At 52.7% G+C, this 24,340-nt stretch carries 32 protein-coding genes; 30 read left to right on the forward strand and 2 right to left on the reverse strand.

Annotation, left to right across the window (positions count from 1 at the left end):
- Positions 1-97: 97 nt before the first annotated feature.
- Positions 98-646 carry a helix-turn-helix transcriptional regulator gene (locus ABGT74_RS07560; protein WP_346705076.1) on the reverse strand — a complete coding sequence of 183 codons (549 nt, stop codon included), beginning with the start codon at positions 644-646 and terminating at the stop codon, positions 98-100.
- A gap of 394 nt (positions 647-1,040) precedes the next feature.
- Between ABGT74_RS07560 and ABGT74_RS07565 the strand changes: the two genes are divergently transcribed.
- The 11 genes from ABGT74_RS07565 (at position 1,041) to ABGT74_RS07615 (ending at position 7,289) form a co-directional block, all read left to right on the forward strand.
- Entirely contained in the window at positions 1,041-1,283 is a 243-nt protein-coding gene (locus ABGT74_RS07565) for a hypothetical protein (RefSeq protein ID WP_346705077.1), read from the forward strand.
- Positions 1,284-1,287: 4 nt separating this feature from the next.
- Complete coding sequence (locus ABGT74_RS07570) at positions 1,288-1,596, forward strand: hypothetical protein (RefSeq protein ID WP_346705078.1); 309 nt, start codon at positions 1,288-1,290, stop codon at positions 1,594-1,596.
- Entirely contained in the window at positions 1,593-3,518 is a 1,926-nt protein-coding gene (locus ABGT74_RS07575) for an AAA family ATPase (RefSeq protein WP_346705079.1), read from the forward strand. The genes ABGT74_RS07570 and ABGT74_RS07575 overlap by 4 nt, the downstream gene beginning before the upstream one ends.
- Positions 3,519-3,631: 113 nt before the next feature.
- Entirely contained in the window at positions 3,632-3,928 is a 297-nt protein-coding gene (locus ABGT74_RS07580; protein ID WP_346705080.1) for a hypothetical protein, read from the forward strand.
- Positions 3,929-3,941: 13 nt separating this feature from the next.
- The gene (locus ABGT74_RS07585; protein ID WP_346705081.1) at positions 3,942-4,124 is read left to right on the forward strand and encodes a hypothetical protein; all 183 of its coding nucleotides are present in this window, start codon (positions 3,942-3,944) and stop codon (positions 4,122-4,124) included.
- Between the two features lie 4 nt (positions 4,125-4,128).
- Entirely contained in the window at positions 4,129-4,293 is a 165-nt protein-coding gene (locus tag ABGT74_RS07590; RefSeq protein WP_346705082.1) for a hypothetical protein, read from the forward strand.
- A gap of 135 nt (positions 4,294-4,428) precedes the next feature.
- The gene (locus tag ABGT74_RS07595) at positions 4,429-4,713 is read left to right on the forward strand and encodes a hypothetical protein (RefSeq protein ID WP_346705083.1); all 285 of its coding nucleotides are present in this window, start codon (positions 4,429-4,431) and stop codon (positions 4,711-4,713) included.
- Positions 4,714-4,808: 95 nt separating this feature from the next.
- Entirely contained in the window at positions 4,809-5,009 is a 201-nt protein-coding gene (locus tag ABGT74_RS07600; protein WP_346705084.1) for a hypothetical protein, read from the forward strand.
- A 60-nt stretch (positions 5,010-5,069) separates the two neighbouring features.
- Positions 5,070-5,624: a hypothetical protein gene (locus ABGT74_RS07605; protein ID WP_346705085.1), complete on the forward strand. Its 555-nt coding sequence runs from the start codon at positions 5,070-5,072 to the stop codon at positions 5,622-5,624.
- A 261-nt stretch (positions 5,625-5,885) separates the two neighbouring features.
- Positions 5,886-6,650: a sigma-70 family RNA polymerase sigma factor gene (locus ABGT74_RS07610; RefSeq protein WP_346705086.1), complete on the forward strand. Its 765-nt coding sequence runs from the start codon at positions 5,886-5,888 to the stop codon at positions 6,648-6,650.
- A 156-nt stretch (positions 6,651-6,806) separates the two neighbouring features.
- Positions 6,807-7,289, forward strand: coding sequence for a hypothetical protein (locus ABGT74_RS07615; RefSeq protein ID WP_346705087.1), 483 nt, complete (start codon positions 6,807-6,809; stop codon positions 7,287-7,289).
- Positions 7,290-7,772: 483 nt separating this feature from the next.
- On the opposite strand, the gene ABGT74_RS07620 is transcribed toward ABGT74_RS07615, so the two are convergent.
- Positions 7,773-8,048, reverse strand: a complete 276-nt coding sequence (locus tag ABGT74_RS07620; protein ID WP_346705088.1) for a hypothetical protein — start codon at positions 8,046-8,048, stop codon at positions 7,773-7,775.
- 533 nt (positions 8,049-8,581) lie between these two features.
- Here ABGT74_RS07620 and ABGT74_RS07625 point away from each other — a divergent pair.
- From ABGT74_RS07625 to ABGT74_RS07715, 19 genes are all read left to right on the forward strand, one after another.
- The gene (locus tag ABGT74_RS07625; protein WP_346705089.1) at positions 8,582-8,782 is read left to right on the forward strand and encodes a hypothetical protein; all 201 of its coding nucleotides are present in this window, start codon (positions 8,582-8,584) and stop codon (positions 8,780-8,782) included.
- A gap of 4 nt (positions 8,783-8,786) precedes the next feature.
- Positions 8,787-8,996, forward strand: a complete 210-nt coding sequence (locus ABGT74_RS07630; protein ID WP_346705091.1) for a hypothetical protein — start codon at positions 8,787-8,789, stop codon at positions 8,994-8,996.
- 29 nt (positions 8,997-9,025) lie between these two features.
- Positions 9,026-9,460 (forward strand): hypothetical protein, encoded by a 435-nt coding sequence (locus ABGT74_RS07635; protein ID WP_346705092.1) that lies wholly within the window; start codon positions 9,026-9,028, stop codon positions 9,458-9,460.
- A gap of 671 nt (positions 9,461-10,131) precedes the next feature.
- Positions 10,132-11,535 carry a protein kinase gene (locus ABGT74_RS07640; RefSeq protein WP_346705093.1) on the forward strand — a complete coding sequence of 468 codons (1,404 nt, stop codon included), beginning with the start codon at positions 10,132-10,134 and terminating at the stop codon, positions 11,533-11,535.
- Entirely contained in the window at positions 11,519-12,583 is a 1,065-nt protein-coding gene (locus ABGT74_RS07645; protein ID WP_346705094.1) for a hypothetical protein, read from the forward strand. The genes ABGT74_RS07640 and ABGT74_RS07645 overlap by 17 nt, the downstream gene beginning before the upstream one ends.
- Positions 12,584-12,775: 192 nt before the next feature.
- Positions 12,776-14,146, forward strand: a complete 1,371-nt coding sequence (locus ABGT74_RS07650; protein ID WP_346705095.1) for a glycosyltransferase family 39 protein — start codon at positions 12,776-12,778, stop codon at positions 14,144-14,146.
- Complete coding sequence (locus ABGT74_RS07655) at positions 14,139-15,077, forward strand: glycosyltransferase family 2 protein (RefSeq protein WP_346705096.1); 939 nt, start codon at positions 14,139-14,141, stop codon at positions 15,075-15,077. The genes ABGT74_RS07650 and ABGT74_RS07655 overlap by 8 nt, the downstream gene beginning before the upstream one ends.
- Positions 15,074-15,487 (forward strand): GtrA family protein, encoded by a 414-nt coding sequence (locus ABGT74_RS07660; RefSeq protein ID WP_346705097.1) that lies wholly within the window; start codon positions 15,074-15,076, stop codon positions 15,485-15,487. Before ABGT74_RS07655 ends, ABGT74_RS07660 begins: the two co-directional genes overlap by 4 nt.
- Before the next feature lie 110 nt (positions 15,488-15,597).
- Positions 15,598-16,518 (forward strand): LysR family transcriptional regulator, encoded by a 921-nt coding sequence (locus tag ABGT74_RS07665; protein WP_346705098.1) that lies wholly within the window; start codon positions 15,598-15,600, stop codon positions 16,516-16,518.
- A 281-nt stretch (positions 16,519-16,799) separates the two neighbouring features.
- Positions 16,800-17,969 carry a hypothetical protein gene (locus tag ABGT74_RS07670; RefSeq protein ID WP_346705099.1) on the forward strand — a complete coding sequence of 390 codons (1,170 nt, stop codon included), beginning with the start codon at positions 16,800-16,802 and terminating at the stop codon, positions 17,967-17,969.
- A gap of 22 nt (positions 17,970-17,991) precedes the next feature.
- Complete coding sequence (locus ABGT74_RS07675; protein WP_346705100.1) at positions 17,992-19,173, forward strand: M20 family metallopeptidase; 1,182 nt, start codon at positions 17,992-17,994, stop codon at positions 19,171-19,173.
- Complete coding sequence (locus tag ABGT74_RS07680) at positions 19,154-19,834, forward strand: nucleoside recognition domain-containing protein (protein WP_346705101.1); 681 nt, start codon at positions 19,154-19,156, stop codon at positions 19,832-19,834. The genes ABGT74_RS07675 and ABGT74_RS07680 overlap by 20 nt, the downstream gene beginning before the upstream one ends.
- Before the next feature lie 15 nt (positions 19,835-19,849).
- Positions 19,850-20,158 carry a nucleoside recognition domain-containing protein gene (locus ABGT74_RS07685; RefSeq protein ID WP_346705102.1) on the forward strand — a complete coding sequence of 103 codons (309 nt, stop codon included), beginning with the start codon at positions 19,850-19,852 and terminating at the stop codon, positions 20,156-20,158.
- Between the two features lie 9 nt (positions 20,159-20,167).
- The gene (locus tag ABGT74_RS07690; protein WP_346705103.1) at positions 20,168-20,365 is read left to right on the forward strand and encodes a hypothetical protein; all 198 of its coding nucleotides are present in this window, start codon (positions 20,168-20,170) and stop codon (positions 20,363-20,365) included.
- A gap of 24 nt (positions 20,366-20,389) precedes the next feature.
- Positions 20,390-20,590, forward strand: a complete 201-nt coding sequence (locus ABGT74_RS07695; protein ID WP_346705104.1) for a hypothetical protein — start codon at positions 20,390-20,392, stop codon at positions 20,588-20,590.
- A gap of 228 nt (positions 20,591-20,818) precedes the next feature.
- The gene (locus tag ABGT74_RS07700) at positions 20,819-21,481 is read left to right on the forward strand and encodes a response regulator transcription factor (RefSeq protein ID WP_346705105.1); all 663 of its coding nucleotides are present in this window, start codon (positions 20,819-20,821) and stop codon (positions 21,479-21,481) included.
- Positions 21,478-22,908 carry a HAMP domain-containing sensor histidine kinase gene (locus ABGT74_RS07705; RefSeq protein WP_346705106.1) on the forward strand — a complete coding sequence of 477 codons (1,431 nt, stop codon included), beginning with the start codon at positions 21,478-21,480 and terminating at the stop codon, positions 22,906-22,908. The genes ABGT74_RS07700 and ABGT74_RS07705 overlap by 4 nt, the downstream gene beginning before the upstream one ends.
- Entirely contained in the window at positions 22,901-23,662 is a 762-nt protein-coding gene (locus ABGT74_RS07710; RefSeq protein WP_346705107.1) for a hypothetical protein, read from the forward strand. Before ABGT74_RS07705 ends, ABGT74_RS07710 begins: the two co-directional genes overlap by 8 nt.
- 77 nt (positions 23,663-23,739) lie before the next feature.
- On the forward strand, positions 23,740-24,183 hold the full coding sequence (locus tag ABGT74_RS07715) for a DUF3298 domain-containing protein (protein WP_346705108.1): 444 nt from the start codon (positions 23,740-23,742) through the stop codon (positions 24,181-24,183).
- Positions 24,184-24,340 lie beyond the last annotated feature (157 nt).

Raw genomic sequence — 24,340 nt, forward strand, 5'->3', positions numbered from 1 at the left:
CAAAACGGTATTCCGAAATTCCCGCAGATTGGTTGCGAATTACCCGCAAAAATCGGGAAACGCAAAAGGGTGGAAAAGTTTGCAGTAGCGCACTGGATTATCCGCCTTTTTTCTCTCTTATTTCTGTACAAATAGCTATAATGCTTTCAGAAAGTTGGCGTTCAGCAGCGGCAACCACAAAATCGTATTCGCCTTTGTAATAGAATTCTTCCTGAATAAGGCTAGTTCGCTTAGCCTTATCACGAATCCACTCTGGATTTGTGAGCAATTGAAAAGGAGAAATAATGTTGACTAGATGTGATGAACAAATAATGCTGTCAATAACTTTGCCGATATCGCTTCCATAAATTATATAAGCACTAGGCTCCCCACTCCCGCTGAGTATCTCCAATGCCCGCTCGGAGAGGTTGGTTTTCTCACAAAAGTTTTCATTTTCTAATTTTTTACAGTTGGAAATGCCTAATAAATAATCTGCGGAGACACCAAAATACGAAGCAATTGCAATTAACGTATCATAATCCGGTTCCCTGCCATTAGCATAATAAGAAACGGCCTGCTGCTTAATTCCAAGATCATTTGCTATCTTACTCTGTGTTTTTCCACTTTCCTCTTTTAGCTGTCGAAATCGTTCGTGGAATAAAGACATAACTAAAGCTCCTTTCATTGTTTGTCATTATGATAGCACAAGAATAAACGAAAAACAACAAAGTATTGTTTGGTAAAAGTTTTTTTCGTGTATTTCTGTTGACAAATATCTAAAAATGAGTTAACATCTATTTGCGATAAAAAATACAACAATACAACGAAAGGAGGATTTATGTGATCCGAATTACTTCGAAGCCAAAGGAGTTGGAGAGCGCGAGAGTAGAGGCAGGGTACTCACAAAGAGGACTATGCCGTAGGGCGGGAATCAGCCCATCTACTTTGAACCACGCTGAACACGCCCCTAAACAGGTCTGGCCGCAGACCGCAAAAGCTATTGCCACCGCGCTTAATGTCGAGGTTGCGCAGTTGTTTTCGATTGAACAGGAGGTGCAGCAATGAGCGCAGTTCGCATGAGATTCCCGGCGCAGGCGTTGGAAGAGCTGCGCAAAGACGATCCCAATACGCCTGTTACTCTGAACCTGATCCGCACGCTGATCCGCCGGGAGGTTATTCCCAGTGTGCAGGTAGGCCGCGGCCGACTGATCAATTATGACGCGCTGCTGTCCTATCTTGAGAACCCACCGACGGCAGATCCTGAGCAGGTACACGGTATCCGGCGTGTCGATGAGAAGGTGTGAACCCATGAAGATCACAGACTACTTACCAACCGGCAGGGAAAACGCGATCCCGAGCAAGGCTCTTGCAGACCTGCTTGGCTTCGACACGGTGCGGGATCTGCAAAAGGCAATCGAGCGGGAACGGCAGGCGGGCGCTGTGATCCTGTCCACCTGTTCAGACGGCGGCGGCTACTACCTGTCAAACGACCCGCTCGAAATCGCCGCGTTCATCCGCACGCTGCATAACCGCGCAAACAGTACGCTGCGTTCTCTGGAGAGCGCCCAGGCCGCACTGGACGAACTACAGGGGCGAGGCCGGGAGGTGGGAGATTGACACTTCAAGAAATCCTATCCCGCCTGCACGGTGTCCACGGCAGCGGGAAACAATACACTGCACGGTGTCCCGCGCACGACGATCACAACGCGAGCCTGAGCATAGGACAGGGCGACGACGGGAAGATACTTCTGCACTGCCATGCAGGGTGTGACGTGGAAAATATCCTTTCTGCGCTGGGGCTGAAAAAAGCCGACCTGTTCAACAAGCCGGACGCTGTACAGGACTTCGCACCAGTAGCGCGATCCGGCACGATGCAGGCCGCCAGCGAGGAAGACACCTACATATACCGTGATGGGAATAATATCCCGGTATTGCGCAAAGTGCGGGTCAGGAGGCCGGACGGCGGCAAGTCGTTTTACTGGCAGTACCTCGACGGCGGCCAGTGGAAGAAGGGCAGGAATGGACAGGCTGCGCCATTGTACCGACAGAGCGACCTTACAGGCGCACACGCGGTTTATCTGGTCGAGGGCGAGAAAGATGTTAAGACGCTGGAACGGAACGGCCTGCGTGCCGTCAGCCCGCCGGACGGGGCTAAGAGCAAATGGCGCGAGGAGTACACCGCAGAACTGGCCGGCCACAACGTGGTTATCCTGCAAGATAATGACGATCCTGGCAAAGCATTCGCACAGATGGCGGCGGGCGAATTGGCCGGCAAGGCGAAAAGCGTGAAGGTGATTGACCTTACCGAGGACTGGCCGGAACTGCCGGCGCACGGCGACATATCGGACGTTCTTGCCCTGTTCCCTGATGACGACCCGCTCGGGAAGCTGCTCAAGCGGGTAGAAGACGCGCCAGAGTGGGTCGGGATCGGACGGGCCGAGGGCGCGCCGGAAAAGATCGACTATTCCCGGCTGATAGCCAAAAGCGCAGCAGAAATCGACTTCTCCAAAACCCCACCGACCATATTTTATATTGAAGGCATTATTGCGCAGGGACTAACTTTCCTGAATGCTTTCTCAAAGGTTGGTAAATCCCGTGTGATCCTGCAAATGCTCTTAGCAATCTGCCGGGGGTTATCTTTCTTTGGGAAGGCAACAAAGAAAAGTTCCGTGTTGTATCTGGCGCTGGAGGATGAACGGAGAGACTTTGAAGGCCGCCTGAAAGCATTTCTGCAGGGAGAACCGCCGCCGGAAAACCTTTATTGGCTGACAAAAGAGGATTTCAATTACGAGCCGCCAGCGATAGACAACGGGCTTTTCGAATTGCTCGAAACCCAGTTGAAGGAACATCCGGAAATCAAGGTTATAGCGATCGACGTATTCGGAGTGATACGCAGTAAACGGCTGCAAAACGAAGATTTTTCGATGCATGAGCGGCGTGACCTGAATGCGCTTTTGAAGTTTACAGCTTTTAACGACCTTGCCATGATAAATGCGCACCATGTATCCAAGACAGGCATGGCTCAAAACCGTATCAGTTCGACCGGTAGCGGCGCGGGCAGCTATGTGCTATCCGGTACTGTCCACACAGAAATCGAGATTGCACTTGATCCCGACGATCCTAAGCGGGCGAAGTTCAGTGTAAAAGGGCGGCGAATGCCTGCAATTAGCTTTGCGATACGGGACGAATACCCGTTTTGGAAGCTGGAAGGAGATTGGGCAGCAATCAAGATTGCCGAAAATCCCATCATTACAACGGTAAAATGGCTTGTAAGCCAGAACGGAACATGGAAAGGATCGGCAAAGGATTTACTGGACGCAAATAAAGCGAATTCGTTCTTGCCTCCGATACTAAAGGCGTTTAACAAGAATACGCTTGAAAAATTGGCACGAGAGTTCCAAAGCGCAGGGATATATTACGTCCAGCATCCGAATGGGTCGGGCGGCGTACTCCATGAATTCACTTCCACAGACCTCAGCAACGATGTTATAGAAATCGTTGACGGAGAGACGTGGGAAGATATCAAACTCAAGGTCTAATCTATACCTATAAAAAATCATTGATATCGTTGATACCGTTGTGCATTAGATAGCCTTTCAACGATATCAATGAAATCAATGCTCTTAGACCTGTATAGGGAGGTTTTTCAACTGTGGACAATACTCTGAGGATCGTCCCGCTGTCAGAGATACAGGAATACGACTATTCAAAAGACTTTAAACTCTGGACCCTCGAGATGATCTACGAGGTCGAGCCGGAACTAAAGGCTATCGCAGAAAGGCTTTTGGTGTCACGCCGTTGCAGGTTTGAGAAACGCCGCAAGGCGTACTGCGATATCAAGGACGCCGCCTATCCTCTGCTGGGATGGGAGGCGCGGGATCCAAGGCTGAGGCATCATGCAGCATGGGACTGCTACTTCAACTACATTCTTGATGAACTGCAAATTTAGAAAGAGGTCACGAATGAACAAAGATATAACCTGCCCGCTCGACAGACGGCCATGCGAGCGGGACTGCCCAGACCGCTACACAGACCGGCCGGAGGGCGGCTGCTTGCTGACCACTGCGCTGGAGCTGGGCTGCACCCTTGTTGACCTGGGCGGCCAGGATATGGCGATTCTGTTCCCGCCGAAGAACCGGAGGTGAGGACATGGACGAGCCGAAATACTGCCCGTTGCTGACGGAAGCCGGCAGCCTGCGCTTGCGGGAGTGCCTGAAAGAGAATTGCGCCTGGTACATCCGCTACTATACCCGCGAAGGAGACTGTGCGCTTAAGGACATCGCCGCGGGGCTGACCGAGTTGGGGCAAAAGTAAAAACACGGGGTACTGACAACATGGAAAAAGCCCTTATGGCAACGGGCAGTAGTTACCATAAGGGCAAGGTGAAAAGAAATGATTGCACAAGCTATCTTTTCACCCTCAGTATAGACGATTTCGGAGGGAAATACAATGGCAAAAAATATTGTACTGGATATGGAGTTCTTAACGTCCGGCATGGAACAGGCGATAGAGAAAACGCGTGTCGTTACTAACGATCTAGCGGATGGGTATTTCGAAATCAAAAACAGAGACAGAAGCAGACAAACTGTGGCAGAAATGCTGTTCCACTACTACGACAGCGCTAAGTTTAGAACCTACATTATCGGAGATTATCTGAAAGAACTGGAAACGCAGATGGTTGATCTTCAGAAATTGGTTTCCCGGCTGATCCGGGAAGGGGGTGAAAAACAGTGAATGTAGAATTTCCTATCACTGCAGAAAACTTCTGCGAGGTGCAGTGCCAACTAATCGGACTCCCTGTAGAGGGGAGATGGCGCGAGATCATAGACATGATCATCCCTACGATCAATGAGGCCTACGAGATGGGTAAAAGAGGGCAAAACGCCCATTTGGATGCGGAGGATATAGCTGCATTGATTACATCGCCCCGGGATACCGTGCGCGAGTTTGGAGAAATGCTGCGGAACTGGTGCGTGTTTGCCAATAAGGTCGGGCGCAGCGGGGTGGAAAGGGGGGTGATAGTAATATAGGACACCCGGCGCAATAGGCACAAGACAGGCTATCAAAAAGTAACAGAAAGGAAAATCAACATGGAATTTGTAAAAACACTGCGGGACGTCACTATCAGCTACGCCGACAAGGCAGCCGCGAAAGCTGCGGAGATCCGCGCCCTGGACAGCGACCGCAATAACTATGTGCAGAGCGCGTACATGGACAAGCGCCGCGTGCTGGTGAAGGAGCAGGAAGATATACTGATCGAGGGGCGCCGCAGTATACTTGATATCGTCGATACATACAAGCAGCTGCTGAAGGAACGATACCAGGCGAAGGGCAGCGCGGTTACCGATGATGTTAAACTGTTTGATGGGCAGATACCGCTTACCCCGGGCGATCTGGAAGCCCTTGTGGACAAGTACACGCAAGCGGACAATATGACCATGCTGCGCATGATCTTCGATTACACGCACAAGAATGATATCCACATTGACCGGGCTTTCTACACGGAGCAAACCCGCGCCCAGACTGCGGACGCGCTCGGTGAGACCATGTGCGGTGCGCTGACAAGCGACATGACCGCCGCTCTTGTCAAGAAGGATGATTTCTTCTGGTCGAACATAGTAGCTGACGCCCTGAAGGGCGAGTAAAACAGTCGGGTCCTCCGACGTTATTTCGGGGGTAGCGTTTTGCGACGCCCTACGGGGTGGTGAAACGCCACCCCATAACAGGGTGTGTGTTCTCGCCAAACCGCTACTCCCCGCAGAGCATAGGTTGCGTAAACCCAATAACGAAACGTGATCGAGATAAAGCAAGAGGCGGCAAGCCCTGCACGGCCTGCCGCCCTCTGTCCTCCCGCTCGGGAAATAGCATTGTACTGTTATTCTACCACGAGCGGGAGGTTATGCGCAATGACGAATGAAGAACTGGCCGCACAGGCCAAAGCAGGCGACAAGGATGCGCTGGCGCAGCTCTGGGAACAAAACCGCGGGCTGCTGGCAAAGCTGTTCGGTGAGCTGGCGGGCAAAGCGGGTGCGAGGATGGCCGCTATGGGCGTGACCGCCGAGGACATAGAGCAATCCTTCTTCCTTGCGGTTGAACTCGCTGTGCGGCTGTACGAGCCGGAGCGGGGCGTCCTGTTTGCGTCGTTCCTCAAGTATCCGGTCAAGACCGTCTTTTTCGATCTGGTCGGCTGGCGCACGGCAAGCCAGAAGTGCGACCCGCTCGGGCGGTATGTCAGCCTTGATGAAGCTGTATGCGGGGAGGATGGCAGCGAGACTGCGCGCGGTGAACTGGTTCCCGATCCGGCGGCGGCACAGATGTTTGAAGATGCAGACGATCAGCTGTACACTGAGCAACTGCATGCAGTTCTGGAAGAGTGCCTCGACAACCTGGGAGACCGTCCGGCCGCAGTGATCCGCGCACGGTACTTCGAGGGGAAAACGCTGGGACAGGCCGGCGAGCAGATCGGTGTGAGTACGAGCCGCGCGCAGCAGATCGAACACGACAGTATGCGGAAGCTGCGCACGCCACAAAACGCCCGGCGGCTCCAGCAGTTCCGCGAGCAGCTTATCTCGACTAGGGCACATAAAGGCACCGGCTTCAACGCATGGAAGAACGGCGGCAGCGTTGAGGAGCGGACGGTTATCTGTCTGGAGGACAGAGGGCTGCTATAGCACATTTATACAGAGTTACGGTAAATTATTTAGGCTTCCGACAGGACAGGGGGGATATGTATGCCGGGTGGGCAGTACAGGACGCACGGGTGTACGACATCGTATAGGAGCATAGACAGTTTTGCGCTCGTAAAGGCACTCGGGGACGCGCAGCGGGTGAACACGGTGGTATCGTGGCAGGATGGTGCGTCCATCTATGCACGGGTCGACCATGAGCAGGTCGTGCTTGCATACTCGCTTGGGGGTGATCCACAACGGGCGGATATCATGCTTGACTGGACGTCGCGCGGCTACGGCGGGGAAAACGCCTTTTTCCTGTGTCCACAGTGCGGGGGCAGATACCGTAAGTTGTACCTATATGGCAAATGCTTTGTGTGCCGCAGGTGTGCTCGGCTGAACTACCCATCCCAGCAGTGCGGAGACCTGGACGTTGCCCGCCTGAAGGTGCGCCGCGTATTGAAAGCACTGGGGGCAACGTCTGAACAGATGAAGGATGGGCGGGATATGGACAATTGGCTCCCGGAGAAGCCGCCTCGGATGCGATACAAGACGTACTATCGGTATTGCCGGCAGTTGCAGCGGGCGCGGCAGGAATGGTATGCGCTTTTTATCCGGGCAGCACAGGCGATCCTACGGTAACCGTAAGGTTCGGAGCATTGCAGACGCTTTACAAAAAGAATAATTCTGCTATAATTTAGATAGGATAAAAGGGGCTTTGAGGTGGTAGATTTCGTAGCGACCACACGCCGATGGCACGACAGGGGAAACCCGAGAGATGCAGGAGAATGCTACGCCTGCCAAAGTCCAAAACCAGATGAGGGCGCTTCGGAAACGGGGCGCCTTTGTCGATTCAGGTGAGCAGGCAAAAAGAAAGAGAGCCTACCCCTTGTGGGCATAGCTCTCTTCTGGTTGTATTACAGCCCTGCTACAAACGCCAGTATCGGGGCGTTGACGGCAAATGCCAGCAGGCAAAAGCCTGCTATGCTTTTCATGATCCGCACAGTATTCCCCCCCCCCTTGCAATCAGTGGGCGGCTGTGCTATGATACAGACAACCGCCCTATGGTGGTTACTCTTACAGGCTCCTTACCTTGCTTTGGTCGGCGTGGGTAAGGGGCTTTTCTCATGCCAGCACAAAGCGGCGGGTTTCGGTCGAGCGGGTGAACTGCCCGTAAAGGTCGGGAAACGCGACCTTAAACGCCTTGCTGTCAAAGCGGGCGGACTGCACCGGCTTCCAGGTTGCCTTCCAGTCGTCACCGGCGATCGTGTCCACGCCTTGGGCGGCCATTTCCCGCTTGATCGTGTCGGTGATGGTCTCGATCTCGGCGGCGATCTCTTCGGCCATGCGACGCAGCTCGCGCAGTTCCTTGACCTTGCTGTTTAACTCGGTTCTGTTCATTGTGATTCCTCCTTTGGCTTTTGCCCCCAGAATTGGCGCTGTGCGCGTTTTGGTGGCTTCGGCATGTTTCTTTACGTCCACACCTTGAAAATGGCATACAGCGCATTCTCGCGCCCGCCCGCGTCATCTTCGTGTCTATTGCCGCTTTCGGCTCACAGGTATATGGTTGCGGGCTTCAAGGGTTTTCGTTCCCTTTGGGCGGTTGTCCGTTTCGGTGGACTGTTCCGGCGGTCGTTATCGGTGCAAACCGCGTGCGGCAGGTAATGGGCTGCCTGCAACCTGTCTCAGGGAGTTGTGCCAGCCGCCCGCTTGCGTGTCTATTGCTCTCGCTCACAGGTACGCGGTGCGGCTCTTGGTCGGGTTGTCTTGACCTCGGCTCTGTTCCCTTGCTGTGATTATATTATACTACACTGTACCCAGTACATCAATCGGTAGAATGAACAAATGTACCCAGTACATTTTATGAATATTTGTACTGTACCCATGATGCATTTTGTGCTATAATCATGGCATGATGGAGGAGGTGTGCCTATATGCCTATTACCGAAGCAAGGCGTAAAGCGAACGAAAAATACAATGCCAAAGCTTATGACGAAATAAAAGTGCGTGTTCCCAAAGGCCGTAAGGCAGAACTGCAAGCTTACGCAGAGCAGAGAGGGGAAAGTCTGAACGGTTTTATAGGCCGCGCCATTGAAGAACAGGTCAAGCGTGATAATTGTGAGAAAAGAGGTTGAACACATGGAAAAATGGAGTGTAGAATATTCTGTAGAGCAAGGATGTTTTCATGTTGATATTTTAGAGAATGCGCTTCAGTCCAATCTGGAATCTGTGATTGAAAATCATCAAACGCAGTATTGCATAATTGGGGTTTTTGACAGCAGAGAAGAGTGTAGGACTTTTATTGACCGATTGACAAAAGCCCATCATATTCCCAACTATCATCGTTAAGTGTAGCAATGTTTCATAGGAGGATTTCCATGATAGAGACATCCCAAATATATAATTACGAAAAGAATTTTGAACATGCTTATTTTCTGCTTCGCAACGCGATTAGAACAAACTCAAGCAATTTGTTGAAAGGAAAACCGGCTTCCCAAGAAATAGCAGAATTAGCGTTCCCGGCAATCGTTCTGGGCGCATTTTGCTGTGAGCTGTTAATCAAAGCGCGACTATATGCTTCGGATGCGGATCAAAAGATAAAAGGACATGATTTGAAAAAACTATTTGAAAAATTAAACACTGGGGATCAACAATCTTGTATGGAATTTGTAACGAATAAGCTACAAATTAGTGCTGAGAAATTTAATGAGCAGCTTAATTTGCATAGTAATGCGTTCGAAAAATGGCGTTATGGTTATGAACAGGATTTTCTAAGCCGCAGTCTTTTTGTCAAGGGTTCATTGATAATATGATTGAGGCATTAAATAAGTTAAGAGAAAGCACGACCTGATGGGAAAAGAAAGCAGCACTGACAAGCGGCTTGAAAATCCCGCTCGGTGTGGGTATGCTAAACATGGAAATGGGCACTGACGGCAGACGGTCAGCCCGAACAAGTTAAAAGATCAAGAAATGACCACATACTTTGTCAGGGTAGGGCGGTCATTTCGCGTATATGGCCAATGTATAAGAAAGGTACTGTGGGCAGGCCGGCCGCGAAAGGATGCTCCGACCCGCGAAAAGCACCAGATTTTGACTTGAGAAAACCTTAATTTCTATTTCATTCTCTTGGTGTTTATTTGGTGTTTATGAGCACCAAAACAGCCTTTCGCAGATGCTCCTAAAAGTTCGTGTATCTATTGAAATTTTTGATATAATCCGCTATAATGGCATGATTTTGCGCAAAACAAACCGAACGATAGGCGCTCCGACTCCAAAGGCCGTGCGTTCGAATCGCATCGGGCGTACCAGATATCAATAATCCGAACGTATTCTTCTTAGAAGAGACGTTCGGATTATTGGTTTATGTGGACACAATATTCCAAGTCCAGCAATACAAAACCGGGATGGATCTGGCAAGGGTTGTCATGCAGTAGCACGTACGGTATAATTGTTGCAGGCAAATACATTCCGAAAGGGTTTTGGCATGGAGAATCAGGATAACCGTCTGCGAAGCTACGCACCGCTTTGGGGGCATTGGGTGCCGGAAAAGAGAATATATCGCAGCGGCGGCTGCAGCGTTTACACCCTGTCCGGCGGACAGCCGGAACAGGGCTTCTGCTGCGTGGTCAAAGTGATCACTATCCTTGGGCAGAGCGAGCAGGCTGAACGTCAACTGGCCGATGCGAAGCAGGAGATCGCGGCGCTTGAGCGTCTGCGTGGCTGCGCGCAGGTGGTCACGCTTTATGACCACGCCATTCGGCCCATTGCGGAAGAGGGCGAGGTGGTCGGCTGGGACGTGTTGCTGCGCATGGAGCAGCTGGATTGCGTGGCTGAATTGCTGCGTGAGGGCGAGCAGCTATCCGTGACCGAGGTGGAAACATTGGTCTGCGATATTGCGGCTGCATTGTCGGCAGCGCATCGCGCCGGGCTGATCCATCGGGACGTCAAGCCCGCTAATCTGTACCGCACGGCGGAAGGGCATTTCCAGCTCGGTGATTTCGGTGTTGCCCGCCGCTGCCGCACCGGTATGCTGCAAACCATGACCGGCACTGCCGCCTACATGGCGCCCGAGGTTGCCCGGGGCGATGTGTATGACGGCCGCGCCGACCTGTATTCGCTGGGCATCGTGTTGTACCAGCTGCTTAACTACGGGCAGCTGCCGCTGACGAACGAGGAGACGCCCTATGATGCGCGCGAGGACGCTGTACGCCGCCGTTGGCAGGGGACGAAGCCGCCGCCCCCGCCGAAGGGCAGCAGACGGCTGAAAAAAATTGTACTGCGTTGCTGTCAGCCGCAGGCACAGCGCCGGTTTGCTTCGGCGGATGCGCTGTTGTGCGCGCTGATGCGTCGCTCGACCCGTGGCTGGAAAGCCGCTGCCGCCGCAGGTTGGATTTGTACAGCGGGATTTGCTGCATTGCTGGCGTTTTGGCAGCCATCGGCATCGCCCGAAGCCACTGAGCTGGCAACCGTCGCGCCAGAACAAGGCCCGCGCTATGCGGTCGTGCAGGCCGTCATGACGTGGGACGAGGCGCGTGTCTACTGCGAATCTCGCGGCGGCCACCTTGCCACGATCACCAGCCAGCAGCAGATGGATACCATCATCGCGCTGCTCGAGGAAAGCGATTTGGAAACCGTCTGGCTAGGTGCGAACAACTACACCAGCAGCGGGGGCTTCCAATGGGTCAACGGCGAACCATTCGAGTTTGCTGCATGGGGCGTTGGTGAGCCGAACAATCAGAATGGGCAGGAGCATTATTTGATGATGTACGATAAGGACGATCAGGGCTGGGTGTGGAATGACTCGGTTGCCAATGGCACGGGAGCCTTTGACTCGCAGCATTGCGGCTTTGTCTGTCAGTGGGACGACAGCAATGGATCGGGCAGCTGAAATCGCGCGGTGCGAGACGGTCAGTGACGTGCTCGCGCTGCTGGGCGATCATGAAGGCTGGGCTGAGCCGTGGCAAAGCTTTTTTGCCGGGCTGCTTGACGCTTCCGGGCTGAGCTATATCCGTTTTGCCGCCCGATGCGGGCTGAGCAAAAATACGGTCAAACGCTGGAGAATCGAGGGCGGCGCGCCCAAAAGCCGTGACACCTATATCAAGGTCGGGTTCGGTGCGGCAATGCCGCCGCAGGCGGTCAGCGATATGCTGTCGCGCTATGGTGGTTACTGCGGGCTTAACCCACGCGATCCGTTCGACGCCTGCTGTGTGTTCTGCTTGCAGCGGCGGGTACAGGGCGACATGCAGTATGACTATGCGGCGGCTGACGCGCTCTACCGACGGCTGCTGTCTGAACAGCAGCCGGACGGACCGTCCAGCCTGACCACCACACACCTGATGGCGCGTTTGTCGGCGGTAGACACTGAGCAGGCGCTTGCAGCATTTTCGCAGACCTTTGGTGCTGAACTGACCGGTCGCAAGCAAAAGCTGGAACGATATCTGGACGAATATCTGACTGTGCATCGGCTGGAAGCCGCGCCCGACGGCGGCAGTGGCAGCGTGCACAGCCTTGGTCTGCCGCCGTGGATCGAAAAGCAGCTGTCCCTGCTGCGCCGCCATGGTATCGTGCCGCGCCGCCGCAGCCTGACCGCGCTGGGGCTGCACCTGAACATGACACTCGAGGAGTTGGATGCGCTGCTGCACTACGCCGGGATGGAGCCGCTTCGCGCACGCGACCGGCTGGAATGCGTACTGATTTACGCCTTACAGCAGCTGGCGCTGACCCATCCCGAACTGGCGCTGGGCAATGCGACCGCGTTGCTCGCGGTCACGCGCGACGCCAAGACCCGCCGCCGCTGCACCGAGCTGGCGCGCGAACACTGGCAGGCAGGATACCAAAGTGAGGCGGAGGATGTGGAAAGCGTGGCCGCGTATGTGCGCCGCGTGCTTGAGCAGATGGAGCTGGACGAAGCGGACGAATTGCTCGGACTGCTCTGAGACAACGAAACAGAACAAGGCCACCCCGATAGGGGTGGCCTTGTTGCTGCTCTGTGGTCAATTGGCGGAAAATAGCGGAAAAATGCATGATACACTCCAGATATGCATAGATGGCGGACGACTGCGCGCAGCAGGGAATGAAATCTCAATTCATCTTAAACTTTATTTTTCGCAAAGAAAGGAGGCGGCAGCATGCATCACGCTTTTCATGTGATCTGGCGGCCGTTTCTGATCTGTTTTGTTCTTGCCGCCATCGGCATCCTGCTTGCCGGCGGATGGCTTGCCGGTCTGTGCGTTCTTGCTGCCGCCGGCTGGCTGGTACGTGGGCGCGTGACCATCCAGCATTTCACGCTTTGGCTGTTGATCGGCGGTTTTCTGCTGCGTGTGGCGGTCATTCTAGTGCTCAATCCACCGATCATCAGCGATTTTGGACTTATGTTCGAGGCTTCGCAGAGCCTGCTGGCGGGCGATTTCTCGTTCCAGCAGCTGCGGTATTTCTCTTTATGGGCCTATCAGAGCGGGTTTGTTGCCTGGCAAGCGATGCTTCTTGCAATCTGGAATAACCCGTTGATCATCAAACTAGCTAATGCCTTGCTGAGTGCAGGCACGGTGTGCCTGCTCTATCGTCTGGCGCGCGATCATGTGCGCGAGAGCGCGGCGCAGGCTGCCATGCTGCTGCTGACGGCTTTCCCTTTTGCGTTGACCCTGCCTACCGTGCTGACCAACCAAATCTCCTCTGCATTCTTTCTGACGCTCGGCGTGTGGCTGCTCGCTTGCTATGACTGCACACGACTGGGCTTTTGGCGCTTTCCGCTTGCCGGACTTGCGCTGCAGGCGGGCAATCTACTGCGCAGCGAGGGTGTTATCCTTGTAGTTGCTGTGCTGGCGTATGCGGTGTTTGCTGTGCTGCAGCGACCGAATATGGCAAAGCGCATGGTATGCGGCATGGCGGCGCTGCTGGTGGTCTACGGAGCGGTCGGCGTTGGCGCAGATGCCGCCGTGCGCGCGAGTGGGCTGAATGCAAACGGTACGGCAAACGGATACCCCGGCTGGAAATTCGTCACCGGGCTCAACTTCAGCACGTCGGGCGGCTATTCGACCGACGACTGGAATCAGCTTTCCGCTACGTTCGATGAAAACGGCCCGACGGAAGCAACCTACCAAGTGCAGGATGCGCTGATTTCCGAGCGTCTGTCCGCTGGTCCGAAAGCACTGCTGCTGCATGCGGCACATAAATGCAAGCTACTCTGGTGCAATGATGCGCTGGACTGGGCGTTCGGCCATCTGCAGCTACATGATTGTCTGACGCTCATCTATGACAATATTCAGAAAATGGACCGGATGCTGTTCTATGCCGCGCTGCTGCTGGCGGTCTTCGGGGTGTACCGCCCGCGTCGCACAGCCGCAGCCTATCTTCCGCTGTTTGTCGTGTTCGCTGCATTCTGCGCGTTCCTGCTGATCGAAGTGCAGCCGCGCTATGCCCATCTGCCGCAGCTGTTCCTGTTCTGCGGCGCATCACTCGGTTTCGATCGACTGATCGGAAAGGAGGAAAACCATGCCTAAAATTTCGATCGTCGTGCCCTGCTATAATGAGCAGGCCGCGCTGCCGCTTTTTTATCAAGAGATCACCCGCGTAGCGGGCGAGATGGACTATGCGGAATTTGAATTTGTGTTCATTGATGACGGCTCGAAAGACGACACGCTGCCCATGCTGCGCCGTTTGGCTGTAAAGGACAAGCGCGTGCGCTTTGTTTCGCTTTCGCGTAATTTTGGCAAGGAGGCCGGCATGCTTGCTGGGCTCGAGGCCGCGACGGGCGACTTTGTCGCCACTATGGATGCCGACCTGCAAGACCCACCCGCGCTTTTGCCTGCTCTTTACAAAGCCGTGACCGAGGAGGGCTATGACTGTGCAGCAACCCGCCGCACCACGCGCGAGGGCGAACCTCCGGTTCGCTCGTTCTTCGCGCACATGTTCTATAAGCTGATTAACCGAATCTCGGACGCCGACATCGTCGACGGCGCGCGCGACTATCGCCTGATGCGTCGCGCGATGGTAGACGCCATTTTGTCCATGCGCGAATATAACCGTTTTTCCAAGGGTATTTTCGGTTGGGTTGGTTTCAAGACCAAATGGGTGCCGTTTGTCAATGTTGAGCGCGTTGCAGGCGAGACAAAGTGGTCGTTTTGGAAGTTGTTCCTGTATTCGCTCGAGGGTATTATCGCGTTTTCTACCGCGCCGCTCGCGCTGGCGAGCGTGCTGGGCGTTCTGATCTGTTTGATCGCGTTCGTGTTTGTTGTGGTCGTTCTGGTCAAGACGCTCGCCCTTGGAGACCCGGTCGGCGGCTGGCCGAGCATGATGTGCGTCGTGCTGTTCCTCGGCGGCGCGCAGCTGCTATGCATCGGTATTTCCGGACAGTATCTGGCCAAAACCTATCTGGAAGCCAAGCGCCGCCCAGTCTATCTGGTGCGGGAGACCGAGGAGGGCGTGCGATGAACAAACTGCGCGGCCTGATCGACCGCAAATTCGCCAAATTTCTGCTGGTCGGCACGATCAATACGCTGGTCGGCACGGCGATCATGTTCGGGCTGTATAACCTCGCGCATTGCACTTACTGGGTATCGAGTGCGGCAAATTATGTCCTGACCAGTATTCTGAGCTTTTTCCTGAACAAATACTTTACCTTCGGCAGCCGAGAGAAGAGTGCGGGCGAGGTTGTGCGCTTTGCGGTCAACATCGCTGCGTGCTATCTGCTGGCCTACGGCATTGCTAAGCCGCTGTGCGTCGCGGTACTTGCGAGCGCATCGCCAGCCATACGGGATAACGTCTCAATGCTCTTCGGCATGTGCTTATTCACCGTATTCAATTACCTTGGGCAACGCTTTTTCGCGTTCCATGTAAAATGAAGTTTCCAATTTTTGTGTAATAGTAGGCTGCGTTGTTTTGACATTTTTCTCAAAAAAATCTATTTGTGTGATAAACTATTCTTATTCAATCAGGAATGGAGCGTTTATCCATGCAGATTCATCAGCTTACTTATTTTGTAACCGTTGCGGAACAAGGCAGCATCAACAAAGCAGCAGAAAAACTGTTTGTGACGCAGCCCAATCTGAGTAAAGCCATCAGCAATCTGGAGAACGAGTTAAAGGTACGAATATTCAATCGCACCAACAAAGGCGTTGTGCTCACAGACGAAGGGAAAAAGCTTTATCAATACGCACGTACCATTCTCAATCAGATGGAACTGATTCAGGGTTTATCCTCAAAAGAACGTCCGCGCATTTTATCCATTGCTTCCTACCCGATTATCACCATGGGCCGCCTGATCAGCGAATTCTATAATGAGCATAAGCCGCAAGATATTTCGCTCAAGCTGGTCGAGCAACGCATGCAGCAGGTGATCGAAAGCGTGGAAAGCGGCGAAGCCGAAATCGGATTTGTGATGAGCAATAATGTGCAGGCGAAGGAACTCAAGCACATGCTGCACTTTAAAAATCTGGTGTTCAACCCATTGGGTGAGGATACTTGGTATGCCAATATCGGTCCGCAAAGTCCGCTATATATGCAGAATGAAGTGACGATGGAACAGCTTTTGCAGTATCCGATCGTTCGTCTGCCAGACGATTATTTTTCTAATCTGACCTTTTATCTCGAAATCGACGGTATCCGTCTCACCGAACATAAAAAGGTGATTTATGTCAGTGATAGTGCCGCGATTCTTGCGCTGCTCAGTACGACTGATGTATTTCGGTTCGGGCCGGGATTGAGTGCAACGGATTATGCACGCTATGGCATCAAAACCATTCCCATCCGAAACTGCAATGTGCAGATCAATGCCGGCTGGCTGCAAAGAAAACGTGAGCTGCTCAGTCCGGAGGCGCAAGCCTTCGTTAACCTCCTTAGTCGGTTGTATCCTACACCGGCTGCGGCAGAATAAGATGAAAAGCTGTTATAACTGGTTATGCAAAATAGTTATGACTGAATTATAACTATCTTATAATGGACATTGTAACTCCTGATCACTATACTCAAAATAGACAAGCAAAGGCGCTGTGTTTATGCACAGCGCCTTTTTGTTTGTCTAAAACAAACAAATTTTTCTTTTTTATCACGTTGTTTTTTGACATTTCGAGCGATTTATAACTGCATTATAAATTTTTCGATTTGGACAGTCAAAAAACAAGCATGATATCCTGAAACCAAGAAAGGATGAGGAATATGACACCGGTTCTTGCGCTGACTGTTTTATTATGCATCTATGCCGCAGGAGAGCTGATTGCCCAGAAAAGCAAGGCAGTCTTTTCTACCGTACTCGGCATCGCATTATTGCTGCTTGCCGGTTTCTGGAGCGGGCTGCTGCCGCGATCGCTGATCGAAGATGCACAGGTAACCGGTTTTGGCAATGTGATTGCAGGCCTTTTGATTGCTTCTTTGGGCACAACAATTGACTTTGCCGAACTGCGCCGCCAGTGGAAGGTGGTTCTCACATCCCTGTTTTGCGTTTGCGGTGCTGTCATTGCCATTATTCTGATTGGCATGCCTTTCATCGGTCGAGATATGGCGGTTGCCGGTGCACCGATTTTTGCTGGCGGCAGTGCGGCAACGCTGATTATGACCAGCGCGCTTGACGAAATGGGCCTTGCGCAGGCCAGTACATTTTGCATCGTGCTGTATGTAACACAAAAATTCATCGGTGCGCCGATTGCGTCGTTGCTGCTTCGGCGCTCTGCCCGACAGTTCCGAGAGAGCGCAGATTTGGTTGCCGAATACAGCGAAGTGCAGCAGACCGGTACCAAAGATAGAAAACGCGGCCCGCTTACTCTACCGGCTGCATTCTCACGGCCATCTGTTTATCTGGCAAAGCTTGGCATCACCGCACTGATTGCCAATTTTCTTTCCGAGCTGACCGGCGGTGTAATTCATTATTTTGTACTTTGCCTCATCATGGGCGCAGTCCTCTTCGCTGCTGGATTTCTGGAAAAAGGGATTTTGGAAAAAACCAAATCGAGCGCGTTGATCACCTTTTTTGTTACAATTTTGATTTTCTCCAACCTTGCGGAAACCACCCCGCAGGAAGTGGTTTCTGTTCTGCCTGCGCTGGTGCTTTCCGCGATCTGCGGCGTCGGCGGCACGGTGCTGGTCGGTTTTCTCTGCGCCAAGCTGATGCGCATTCCGTTTGCTTTGGCCGTCTCGCTCGGTATCAGCTGCACTTTTGGTTTCCCCACCACCATGCTTATCCCGCATGAAGTTGCGGAGGCATTTGGCCGCAATGAGCAGGAAAAGGCCGCGATACCCAATTATCTTTTGCCGAAAATGCTGACAGCCGGATTTGTCACCGTCACCATTGCCTCTGTTTTGCTGGCGGGTGTTGCAGTACGCCTGTTGTGAGCGGATAAAAAGGAGGATTCTTATGGAACAAGTTTTTGATCAGATCCGCCGTTATATCGACGGAAACCGCAAACCTATGCTCGCGCTTTGGGAAGAATTGGTCAACACGGAGAGCGGTTCGCGCCAGTTGGAAGGCGTAAATGCCGTATGCAACATTCTGCGGCGTGAGCTGGAAAGCACCGGAGCCAAAACGCGCGTAATTCCGATGGAAAACGCAGGCGGTGTTCTGGTTGGCGAATGGAACAGCGAAAGTCCCAAAGCGCCGCTGCTGTTCATTGGGCATATGGATACCGTTTTCAAAGAAGGGGCTGCGAAGGATAACCCGTTCCGTATTGATGAAAACGGCTTCGCCCACGGCCCGGGCGTGCTGGACATGAAGGCTGGTCTGGTGATTGCGGTTTATGCGATCAAGGCGCTGACCGAAGCCGGTTTCCGCGATCGCCCCATCAAGTGTATTTTCGCGGGCGATGAAGAAAATCTGCACATGTTCTCTGATGCTAAAGCTGCCATGGAGTCCGAAGCGGTCGGCGCACTGGCTGCATTTAATTTTGAAACCGGCTACATGGATAACCGCTTTGTTGTTGGACGGAAAGGTGGCGGCCCGGTCACGATTACCGTACATGGTGTTGCATCGCATTCGGGTATTGCGCCGGAAAAGGGACGTTCGGCTATTTTGGAAGCCGCACATAAAATCGCAGCGCTGGAAGCTTGCAACGATTTTGCCCGCGGCAGATTGATCAACTGCGGCAAGATCACCGGCGGCATGGGTGAAAACACCATTCCGGATCAGTGTACCATCCAGATCGGCATTCGGTTTCCCACCACGGAGATCAAAAACGAAATTCTGGCCGAACTGGAGCGCGTTACGGCAAACAGCACGGTTGCAGATACCTGGGCGGAACTGGATACCAGCCGTTTGATGAACTGTATGGACACAACCGACGGTGTTATGGCGTTGTTTGGTCACCTGAAAAAAACCGCACAGACCTGCGGCTTTGGCGAGATCGACTGTTTCCAGGTCGGTGGTTTGTCCGACTCCGGTATCACCGTTGCGTGCGGTGTTCCCACTGTGTGCGGCATGGGGGCGCGCGGCGAAGGCAACCACACGCCTGACGAATATGCAGAAGTCGAATCTATGTTTCAGCGGTGCATTTTAGCGGCATGCGCAGCATGCACGCTGGAAGATGATTTCACAAAGGTATAAAAGAGAAAAAGGAGGAAAAACAGATGAAAGAAAAAAGCAAGAAAACAAGGAGAAAATCGGCATTGGTGCATGGGTTGCGCTGATCGTTCTGATCCTTGTCCTTTCCGGTGCGTTCCGCACGGTGGATGGCCCGCTTAAGGTGCTTGACTTTACCAACCTGTCCGGTTCGTTCGGCCAGATTGGTGACACTGGCGCCAACTTGATCGGTTCGGGCGGCACGGGCGCGAAGGACGGCTTTATGGCCGGTTTCAACCTCATCCTCGCTGTCATGTTTTTCTGCGGTCTGCTCGGCGTATTTGAGCAGCTCGGCGCATTCAAAGCTTCCGATGTTTTGTTCCGTCCGCTGCTGCGGCCGTTGATGGGTATTCCCGGCAAATGCGGCATCGCGTTCATTTCCAGCTTCACCGGTTCGGATGTGGCAGCTGTTATGACGCGCGAATTGTATGAGGACGGCGATATCACGGACGATGAACGCACGATCTTTGTTGCCTATCAGTATGCAGGCTCAGCCTGTATCAACAACACCATCACCGGCGGTGCACCGCTGGTTGCCATTTGCCCCGTAGCGCTGGGCCCGTGTATCGTGATCATGTTTGTCTGCAAGCTGATCGGCGCCAACATTGTTCGTCTGATCCTGCATGCAAAACGAAACAAGGCTTAAAGGAGGAGATTCTACATGAGTGCAGAAGTTCAAACGGCTGCGGCAGCAAAGCCGGCTGCGGCAAAAAAAACGTCTATCGTTGATACCTTCCTCAAGGGCTGTGCAAAAGGCTTCAAGGTCGGCATTGAAAACATTACGCACGCTATGATTCTCGGATATGTCCTCGTTTACATATTGCAGGAAACCGGCCTGATGGATTTGCTTGGCACCCTCATGTCGCCTGTTATGGGGTTGTTCGGCCTGCCGGGCGAGGCTTTCGCTGTGCTGATTTCCGCGTTCTTTGCCAAGGCCTCCGGTTGTGCAACCGCTGCATCGATGTATTAGGCAGGCACGTTGACGCTTGGACAGGCATCCATGATGCTGCCGGCCTGCATTTTGATGGGCACGCTGATCGGACACTATGCCCGCATCGTATTGGTCACCGATTCTAATAAGAAGTGGCATCCTCTCCTGATCGGTATCTGCCTGTTGGATGCTGCGATCAGCCTAGTTATCATGCGAATCATCCTGGCCGCTATGGGTGTGCAGTAAGCGACGCAGGAAGGAGTATCATCCATGTTATCCAGACAGCGCGGCCTTCAGTTGGAGGCATTTGGCTGCATCCTGATTGTTACGGTGATGCTGGCCGACCGATTTTTGTTTACTTTGCAGGATGGTTTTGTGCTGGCCACTGCAATCATTTCTGCGATTTTTCTGACTGTCGGCATCCGCGTAGTCAAGCGGGCGGATGAGCAGGAACAGCAAAAAACCAAATAATCCATTTCCTTTGATACCAACCATTTACATCCCTTCCCATACCCCCACACCGCTGTTTTCTGGCGATGTGGGGCTTTTATTTGTGATCTGTGCGGTGATATTGCTTCGTGTATCTCTGTATCAGTAGAAGCGATGAGCAGCAAAATAATGTGCATTGCCAAGCATCTGCAAAAATGGGATGCAAAAATGATGGGATTATGTGATACTAATAAACAAGGGGGGATGGGTATGCGCCGTATTCTAATTGTAGAAGATGAGGAAGCTATCGCAAATCTGGTTCGTACGGTTTTGACAGATGCCGGTTATCAATGCACATGGGCATCGGATGGCCTGCAAGCAGCGGATCTTCTGGAGAACCATTCTTTTGATCTGGCGCTATTGGATATCATGCTGCCGGGTGCAGACGGGTATGAGCTGCTGGAATACTGCAAGTTGCTGGAGATTGCCGTCATCTTTTTGAGCGCCAAGGGGGAGGTGGAGGATCGGGTCAGAGGGCTTCGCGCCGGGGCGGAGGATTATTTGCCAAAGCCTTTTGCATTGCCTGAATTGCTGGCTCGAGTGGACACCGTCCTGCGCAGATGCGGAAAAGGTGCTGGCATTTTGAAAGTGGCAGAGGATATCGAGATAGATACATCATCCCATATCGTGAAAAAGGCGGGGCAGCCGGTTGCCCTGACCGCGAAGGAATACGATCTTTTGGTGCTATTCGCGCAGAATCCAAACATTGTGCTCCATCGGGAGCGAATCTATGAGCGGGTCTGGGGCGAAGTCTATTTAGGCGATAGCCGCACGGTGGATTTGCATGTCCAGCGGATGCGGAAGAAGCTGGGATTGGAGGATCGGCTGACGGCCATATATAAAGTAGGGTATCGGCTGGAGGGACAAGCTTGAAATTATTCTGGAAGCTGTTTTTCAGTATGCTGCTTGTTACGGCGTTTGCCTGCTCCGTGGGCGTGTTTCTGCTTGTGGACGGGCAGTATCGTACATCCCTGTCCCGGGAAATGATCGCTGCCGGAAAGGAAAATGATACGCTGCGGACGACACTGGCACAGGAATTACAGATCTCGCCAACGCTGGCTGCGCGTGCTGCGGCACAGGCGCTGGGGGATGCGGTGCTGATGGGAAACGAACCGGATTGGGCTTACTGCCTAAGCAACCAAAAAGGAACGATTTTGGTAGGGCATGTCCGCCCGTTCACGGATTTGCGGTTGCTTGGCGCATTGGAAGAAAATCAGCAGGGATTTCGGTTGGTGCGAGGCACCCACAGCCATTATGTCCATGTGGTCAGTACGGTTTCTGTAAACGGGGAGACCGTTTATCTGGAAAACTGGAGAAATGTGGAGCCACTTTTGGTGGAACGGGCAGATCAGTATCGCGGTGCACTGGTCTGGATGGGAGTGATGCTGCTGATAGTGGGGCTGATCGCATTAGTCGTAAGTGCGTGGATCGCCCGCCCGCTGATGGAGCTTTCGGCTGCGTCGGCTGTGCTTGCAGCAGGAGACCTTTCCAAACGCGTCAAAATAACAAATCGGCAGGACGAAGTGGGAAAGCTTTCACAGGACTTTAACCATATGGCCGATCAGCTGGAACAGCAAATGGATCAGCTGGAGCAGCAAATGGAGCAGCTGGAACGCGCGTCAAAGCAGCAGGAGGCGTTCCTGCACAGCTTTGCGCATGAGACAAAGACGCCGCTGACCTCTATTATTGGATATGCGGAACTGCTGTTGAGCCATACGGATTCCCCCGACATTGTCCGGGAAGGAGCAGGGTATATTTTTCGGGAAGGGCGTAGAATGGAGCGCCTTTCGCAGAAACTGATGGAGTGGATTGTGCTGGAAAAAAGTGCTTTTTCCATGCAAGAGGTCGAAATGGGGCAGTATCTTGCAGCAATTGCCTGTACAGTCGAACCAGCGATGAAAAAGAAGGAAATCACTCTATTGGTAGAGGCTGAACCAAGTCAGATTTGGCTGGAACCGGATTTGATAGAAACAGTCTGCATGAATCTGTTGGACAATGCTGCAAAATCTATCGAGGGAAAAGGGAAGATTTTGCTGAAAGGGTCCATGCTGCCGGAGGGCTATCAAATTGAAGTGACAGACAGCGGAAAGGGCATTCCGCAGGAGGAACTCGGCCGAATCACAGAGGCGTTTTATATGGTGGACAAGTCCAGAGCCAGAGCGCAGGGGGGCGCTGGTCTGGGGCTGTCAATTTGTCGAAAGATCATTGAACTGCATGGCGGAACACTTTCGTTTGAAAGTGAGATTGGAAAAGGCACGTCGGTATATGTTGTGCTGAAAGGGGGCGGACCGAATGCGTAAGCTGACTTATGCGGCAGCTCCGCTTGTGCTTTTGGTGGGTGCGCTTTTGGCAGCGGTCTTTTTACCGCAGCAGATATCGCTTTGGAAGGATCGGGAAGAGAGGAACATGATGTATGTCAAGGAGATTGCGCCGGAGGAACGCAAAACGCTGGCCATAACCGAAAAAATGCGTCTGCTGTGGGATATGACATCGGTGCCGGATGCGTTGGGGAGAAAAGAAACGCACTCGATTTCGGATGAGGCTGACGATTCTCTTTCTGATGAGGTGGAAACGATGCTTCGCCAAGAGTTAAGCGCATGGCAGGACGGGGGGATTTTACCGGAAAGTGTGGATATTCAAGACTTTTTCTGCTCGGAAGACCGGATAATTCGGTATTATGATACGGCAAATCGGCTGCAAATGACGACATACGACCTGTATGCAGAGGATGCGCAGGGCAATGCAGTCCGCATGGTGTTAGATGAAGACACAGGCAGAGGATTGCAGGCAGAGGTTCGTCTGGCACAGGAAAAATTTCTTGCGGAAACTTCGGAAGCGGTAGGAGAGTGGTACTTCGATTCGCTGCGAGTCACCACAGTATTCAGACCGGCGAGCGAGGATACTGCTTGGTTTGCCATGGAAAACGAAAATCTGGTTTATCGGATCACGTTGGAAAGTGAAGGCCAGCAGATTTCGATTGTCCCGGTGGGACGGATGAGCCAGATATGGGATCAGAATGAAGATGATGCAACTTTGATGGGAAAAGGCGGTTGATTTGATGCAATTGCTTCGTATCATCAAAATACAAAAAGCAAACCGCTATCCAATATATTTTGAAGGAGGTATGCATCATGAAAAAGAGTAATGCGCTTGTTCTGGAGCTTCTGATTTGCATATGCGTCTTTGCGCTGGTCGGCTGCAAAGCGAGTGCAGTGGTGGAGGGAACCACAAAAAAGCCGCTGCCCACAGAAACGCAGATAGAGCAGGAACAGACAGATGAAACGTCTGAGCAGGTAGAGGAACTGACGCTGGAAGATTTGCTTGGTGAGGACTATATTGACCTCATCACTGAAACGATCACGATGAATATGGAAAACCGGATGGACAAAACACCGGAGGTACAGTACTACCCGATCGTGGAGCAGGCTCCCGTAACCGATTATGTGACCATTGATGCGGATTTGCCGTTTGAGATCAATGAAAATGGCGATGTAGTGATTACGTTCGCGGCAGGGACACTAACAGACGAGGCCCAGGGGGAGCAGCGCTTTATCCTGCCAAGGATGTACTATTAACAGTATGGGATCACATTTCTACACTTTGACCAACTTTCTTTTTGAATAAAACCATATCCAGCTTCTCCATATGAAAAGGGCGCGTTGCAGAAATGAAATCTGCAGCGCGCCCTTTTATGCGCCGTCCAAAGGAGTATGTAGCCGATAGGTTGTGGAA

The sequence above is a fragment of the uncultured Agathobaculum sp. genome (assembly GCF_963927765.1).
Lineage (GTDB): Bacteria > Bacillota > Clostridia > Oscillospirales > Butyricicoccaceae > Agathobaculum.

What these genes read in the sequence shown, in the direction of transcription:
- ABGT74_RS07560 (WP_346705076.1), bottom strand. Translation starts at nt 646, where the DNA reads ATGTCTTTATTCCACGAACGATTTCGACAGCTAAAAGAGGAAAGTGGA.
- ABGT74_RS07565 (WP_346705077.1), top strand. Translation starts at nt 1,041, where the DNA reads ATGAGCGCAGTTCGCATGAGATTCCCGGCGCAGGCGTTGGAAGAGCTG.
- ABGT74_RS07570 (WP_346705078.1), top strand. Translation starts at nt 1,288, where the DNA reads ATGAAGATCACAGACTACTTACCAACCGGCAGGGAAAACGCGATCCCG.
- ABGT74_RS07585 (WP_346705081.1), top strand. Translation starts at nt 3,942, where the DNA reads ATGAACAAAGATATAACCTGCCCGCTCGACAGACGGCCATGCGAGCGG.
- ABGT74_RS07590 (WP_346705082.1), top strand. Translation starts at nt 4,129, where the DNA reads ATGGACGAGCCGAAATACTGCCCGTTGCTGACGGAAGCCGGCAGCCTG.
- ABGT74_RS07595 (WP_346705083.1), top strand. Translation starts at nt 4,429, where the DNA reads ATGGCAAAAAATATTGTACTGGATATGGAGTTCTTAACGTCCGGCATG.
- ABGT74_RS07600 (WP_346705084.1), top strand. Translation starts at nt 4,809, where the DNA reads ATGATCATCCCTACGATCAATGAGGCCTACGAGATGGGTAAAAGAGGG.
- ABGT74_RS07605 (WP_346705085.1), top strand. Translation starts at nt 5,070, where the DNA reads ATGGAATTTGTAAAAACACTGCGGGACGTCACTATCAGCTACGCCGAC.
- ABGT74_RS07610 (WP_346705086.1), top strand. Translation starts at nt 5,886, where the DNA reads ATGACGAATGAAGAACTGGCCGCACAGGCCAAAGCAGGCGACAAGGAT.
- ABGT74_RS07620 (WP_346705088.1), bottom strand. Translation starts at nt 8,048, where the DNA reads ATGAACAGAACCGAGTTAAACAGCAAGGTCAAGGAACTGCGCGAGCTG.
- ABGT74_RS07625 (WP_346705089.1), top strand. Translation starts at nt 8,582, where the DNA reads ATGCCTATTACCGAAGCAAGGCGTAAAGCGAACGAAAAATACAATGCC.
- ABGT74_RS07630 (WP_346705091.1), top strand. Translation starts at nt 8,787, where the DNA reads ATGGAAAAATGGAGTGTAGAATATTCTGTAGAGCAAGGATGTTTTCAT.
- ABGT74_RS07635 (WP_346705092.1), top strand. Translation starts at nt 9,026, where the DNA reads ATGATAGAGACATCCCAAATATATAATTACGAAAAGAATTTTGAACAT.
- ABGT74_RS07640 (WP_346705093.1), top strand. Translation starts at nt 10,132, where the DNA reads ATGGAGAATCAGGATAACCGTCTGCGAAGCTACGCACCGCTTTGGGGG.
- ABGT74_RS07645 (WP_346705094.1), top strand. Translation starts at nt 11,519, where the DNA reads ATGGATCGGGCAGCTGAAATCGCGCGGTGCGAGACGGTCAGTGACGTG.
- ABGT74_RS07650 (WP_346705095.1), top strand. Translation starts at nt 12,776, where the DNA reads ATGCATCACGCTTTTCATGTGATCTGGCGGCCGTTTCTGATCTGTTTT.
- ABGT74_RS07655 (WP_346705096.1), top strand. Translation starts at nt 14,139, where the DNA reads ATGCCTAAAATTTCGATCGTCGTGCCCTGCTATAATGAGCAGGCCGCG.
- ABGT74_RS07660 (WP_346705097.1), top strand. Translation starts at nt 15,074, where the DNA reads ATGAACAAACTGCGCGGCCTGATCGACCGCAAATTCGCCAAATTTCTG.
- ABGT74_RS07665 (WP_346705098.1), top strand. Translation starts at nt 15,598, where the DNA reads ATGCAGATTCATCAGCTTACTTATTTTGTAACCGTTGCGGAACAAGGC.
- ABGT74_RS07670 (WP_346705099.1), top strand. Translation starts at nt 16,800, where the DNA reads ATGACACCGGTTCTTGCGCTGACTGTTTTATTATGCATCTATGCCGCA.
- ABGT74_RS07675 (WP_346705100.1), top strand. Translation starts at nt 17,992, where the DNA reads ATGGAACAAGTTTTTGATCAGATCCGCCGTTATATCGACGGAAACCGC.
- ABGT74_RS07680 (WP_346705101.1), top strand. Translation starts at nt 19,154, where the DNA reads ATGATTTCACAAAGGTATAAAAGAGAAAAAGGAGGAAAAACAGATGAA.
- ABGT74_RS07685 (WP_346705102.1), top strand. Translation starts at nt 19,850, where the DNA reads ATGAGTGCAGAAGTTCAAACGGCTGCGGCAGCAAAGCCGGCTGCGGCA.
- ABGT74_RS07695 (WP_346705104.1), top strand. Translation starts at nt 20,390, where the DNA reads ATGTTATCCAGACAGCGCGGCCTTCAGTTGGAGGCATTTGGCTGCATC.
- ABGT74_RS07700 (WP_346705105.1), top strand. Translation starts at nt 20,819, where the DNA reads ATGCGCCGTATTCTAATTGTAGAAGATGAGGAAGCTATCGCAAATCTG.
- ABGT74_RS07710 (WP_346705107.1), top strand. Translation starts at nt 22,901, where the DNA reads ATGCGTAAGCTGACTTATGCGGCAGCTCCGCTTGTGCTTTTGGTGGGT.
- ABGT74_RS07715 (WP_346705108.1), top strand. Translation starts at nt 23,740, where the DNA reads ATGAAAAAGAGTAATGCGCTTGTTCTGGAGCTTCTGATTTGCATATGC.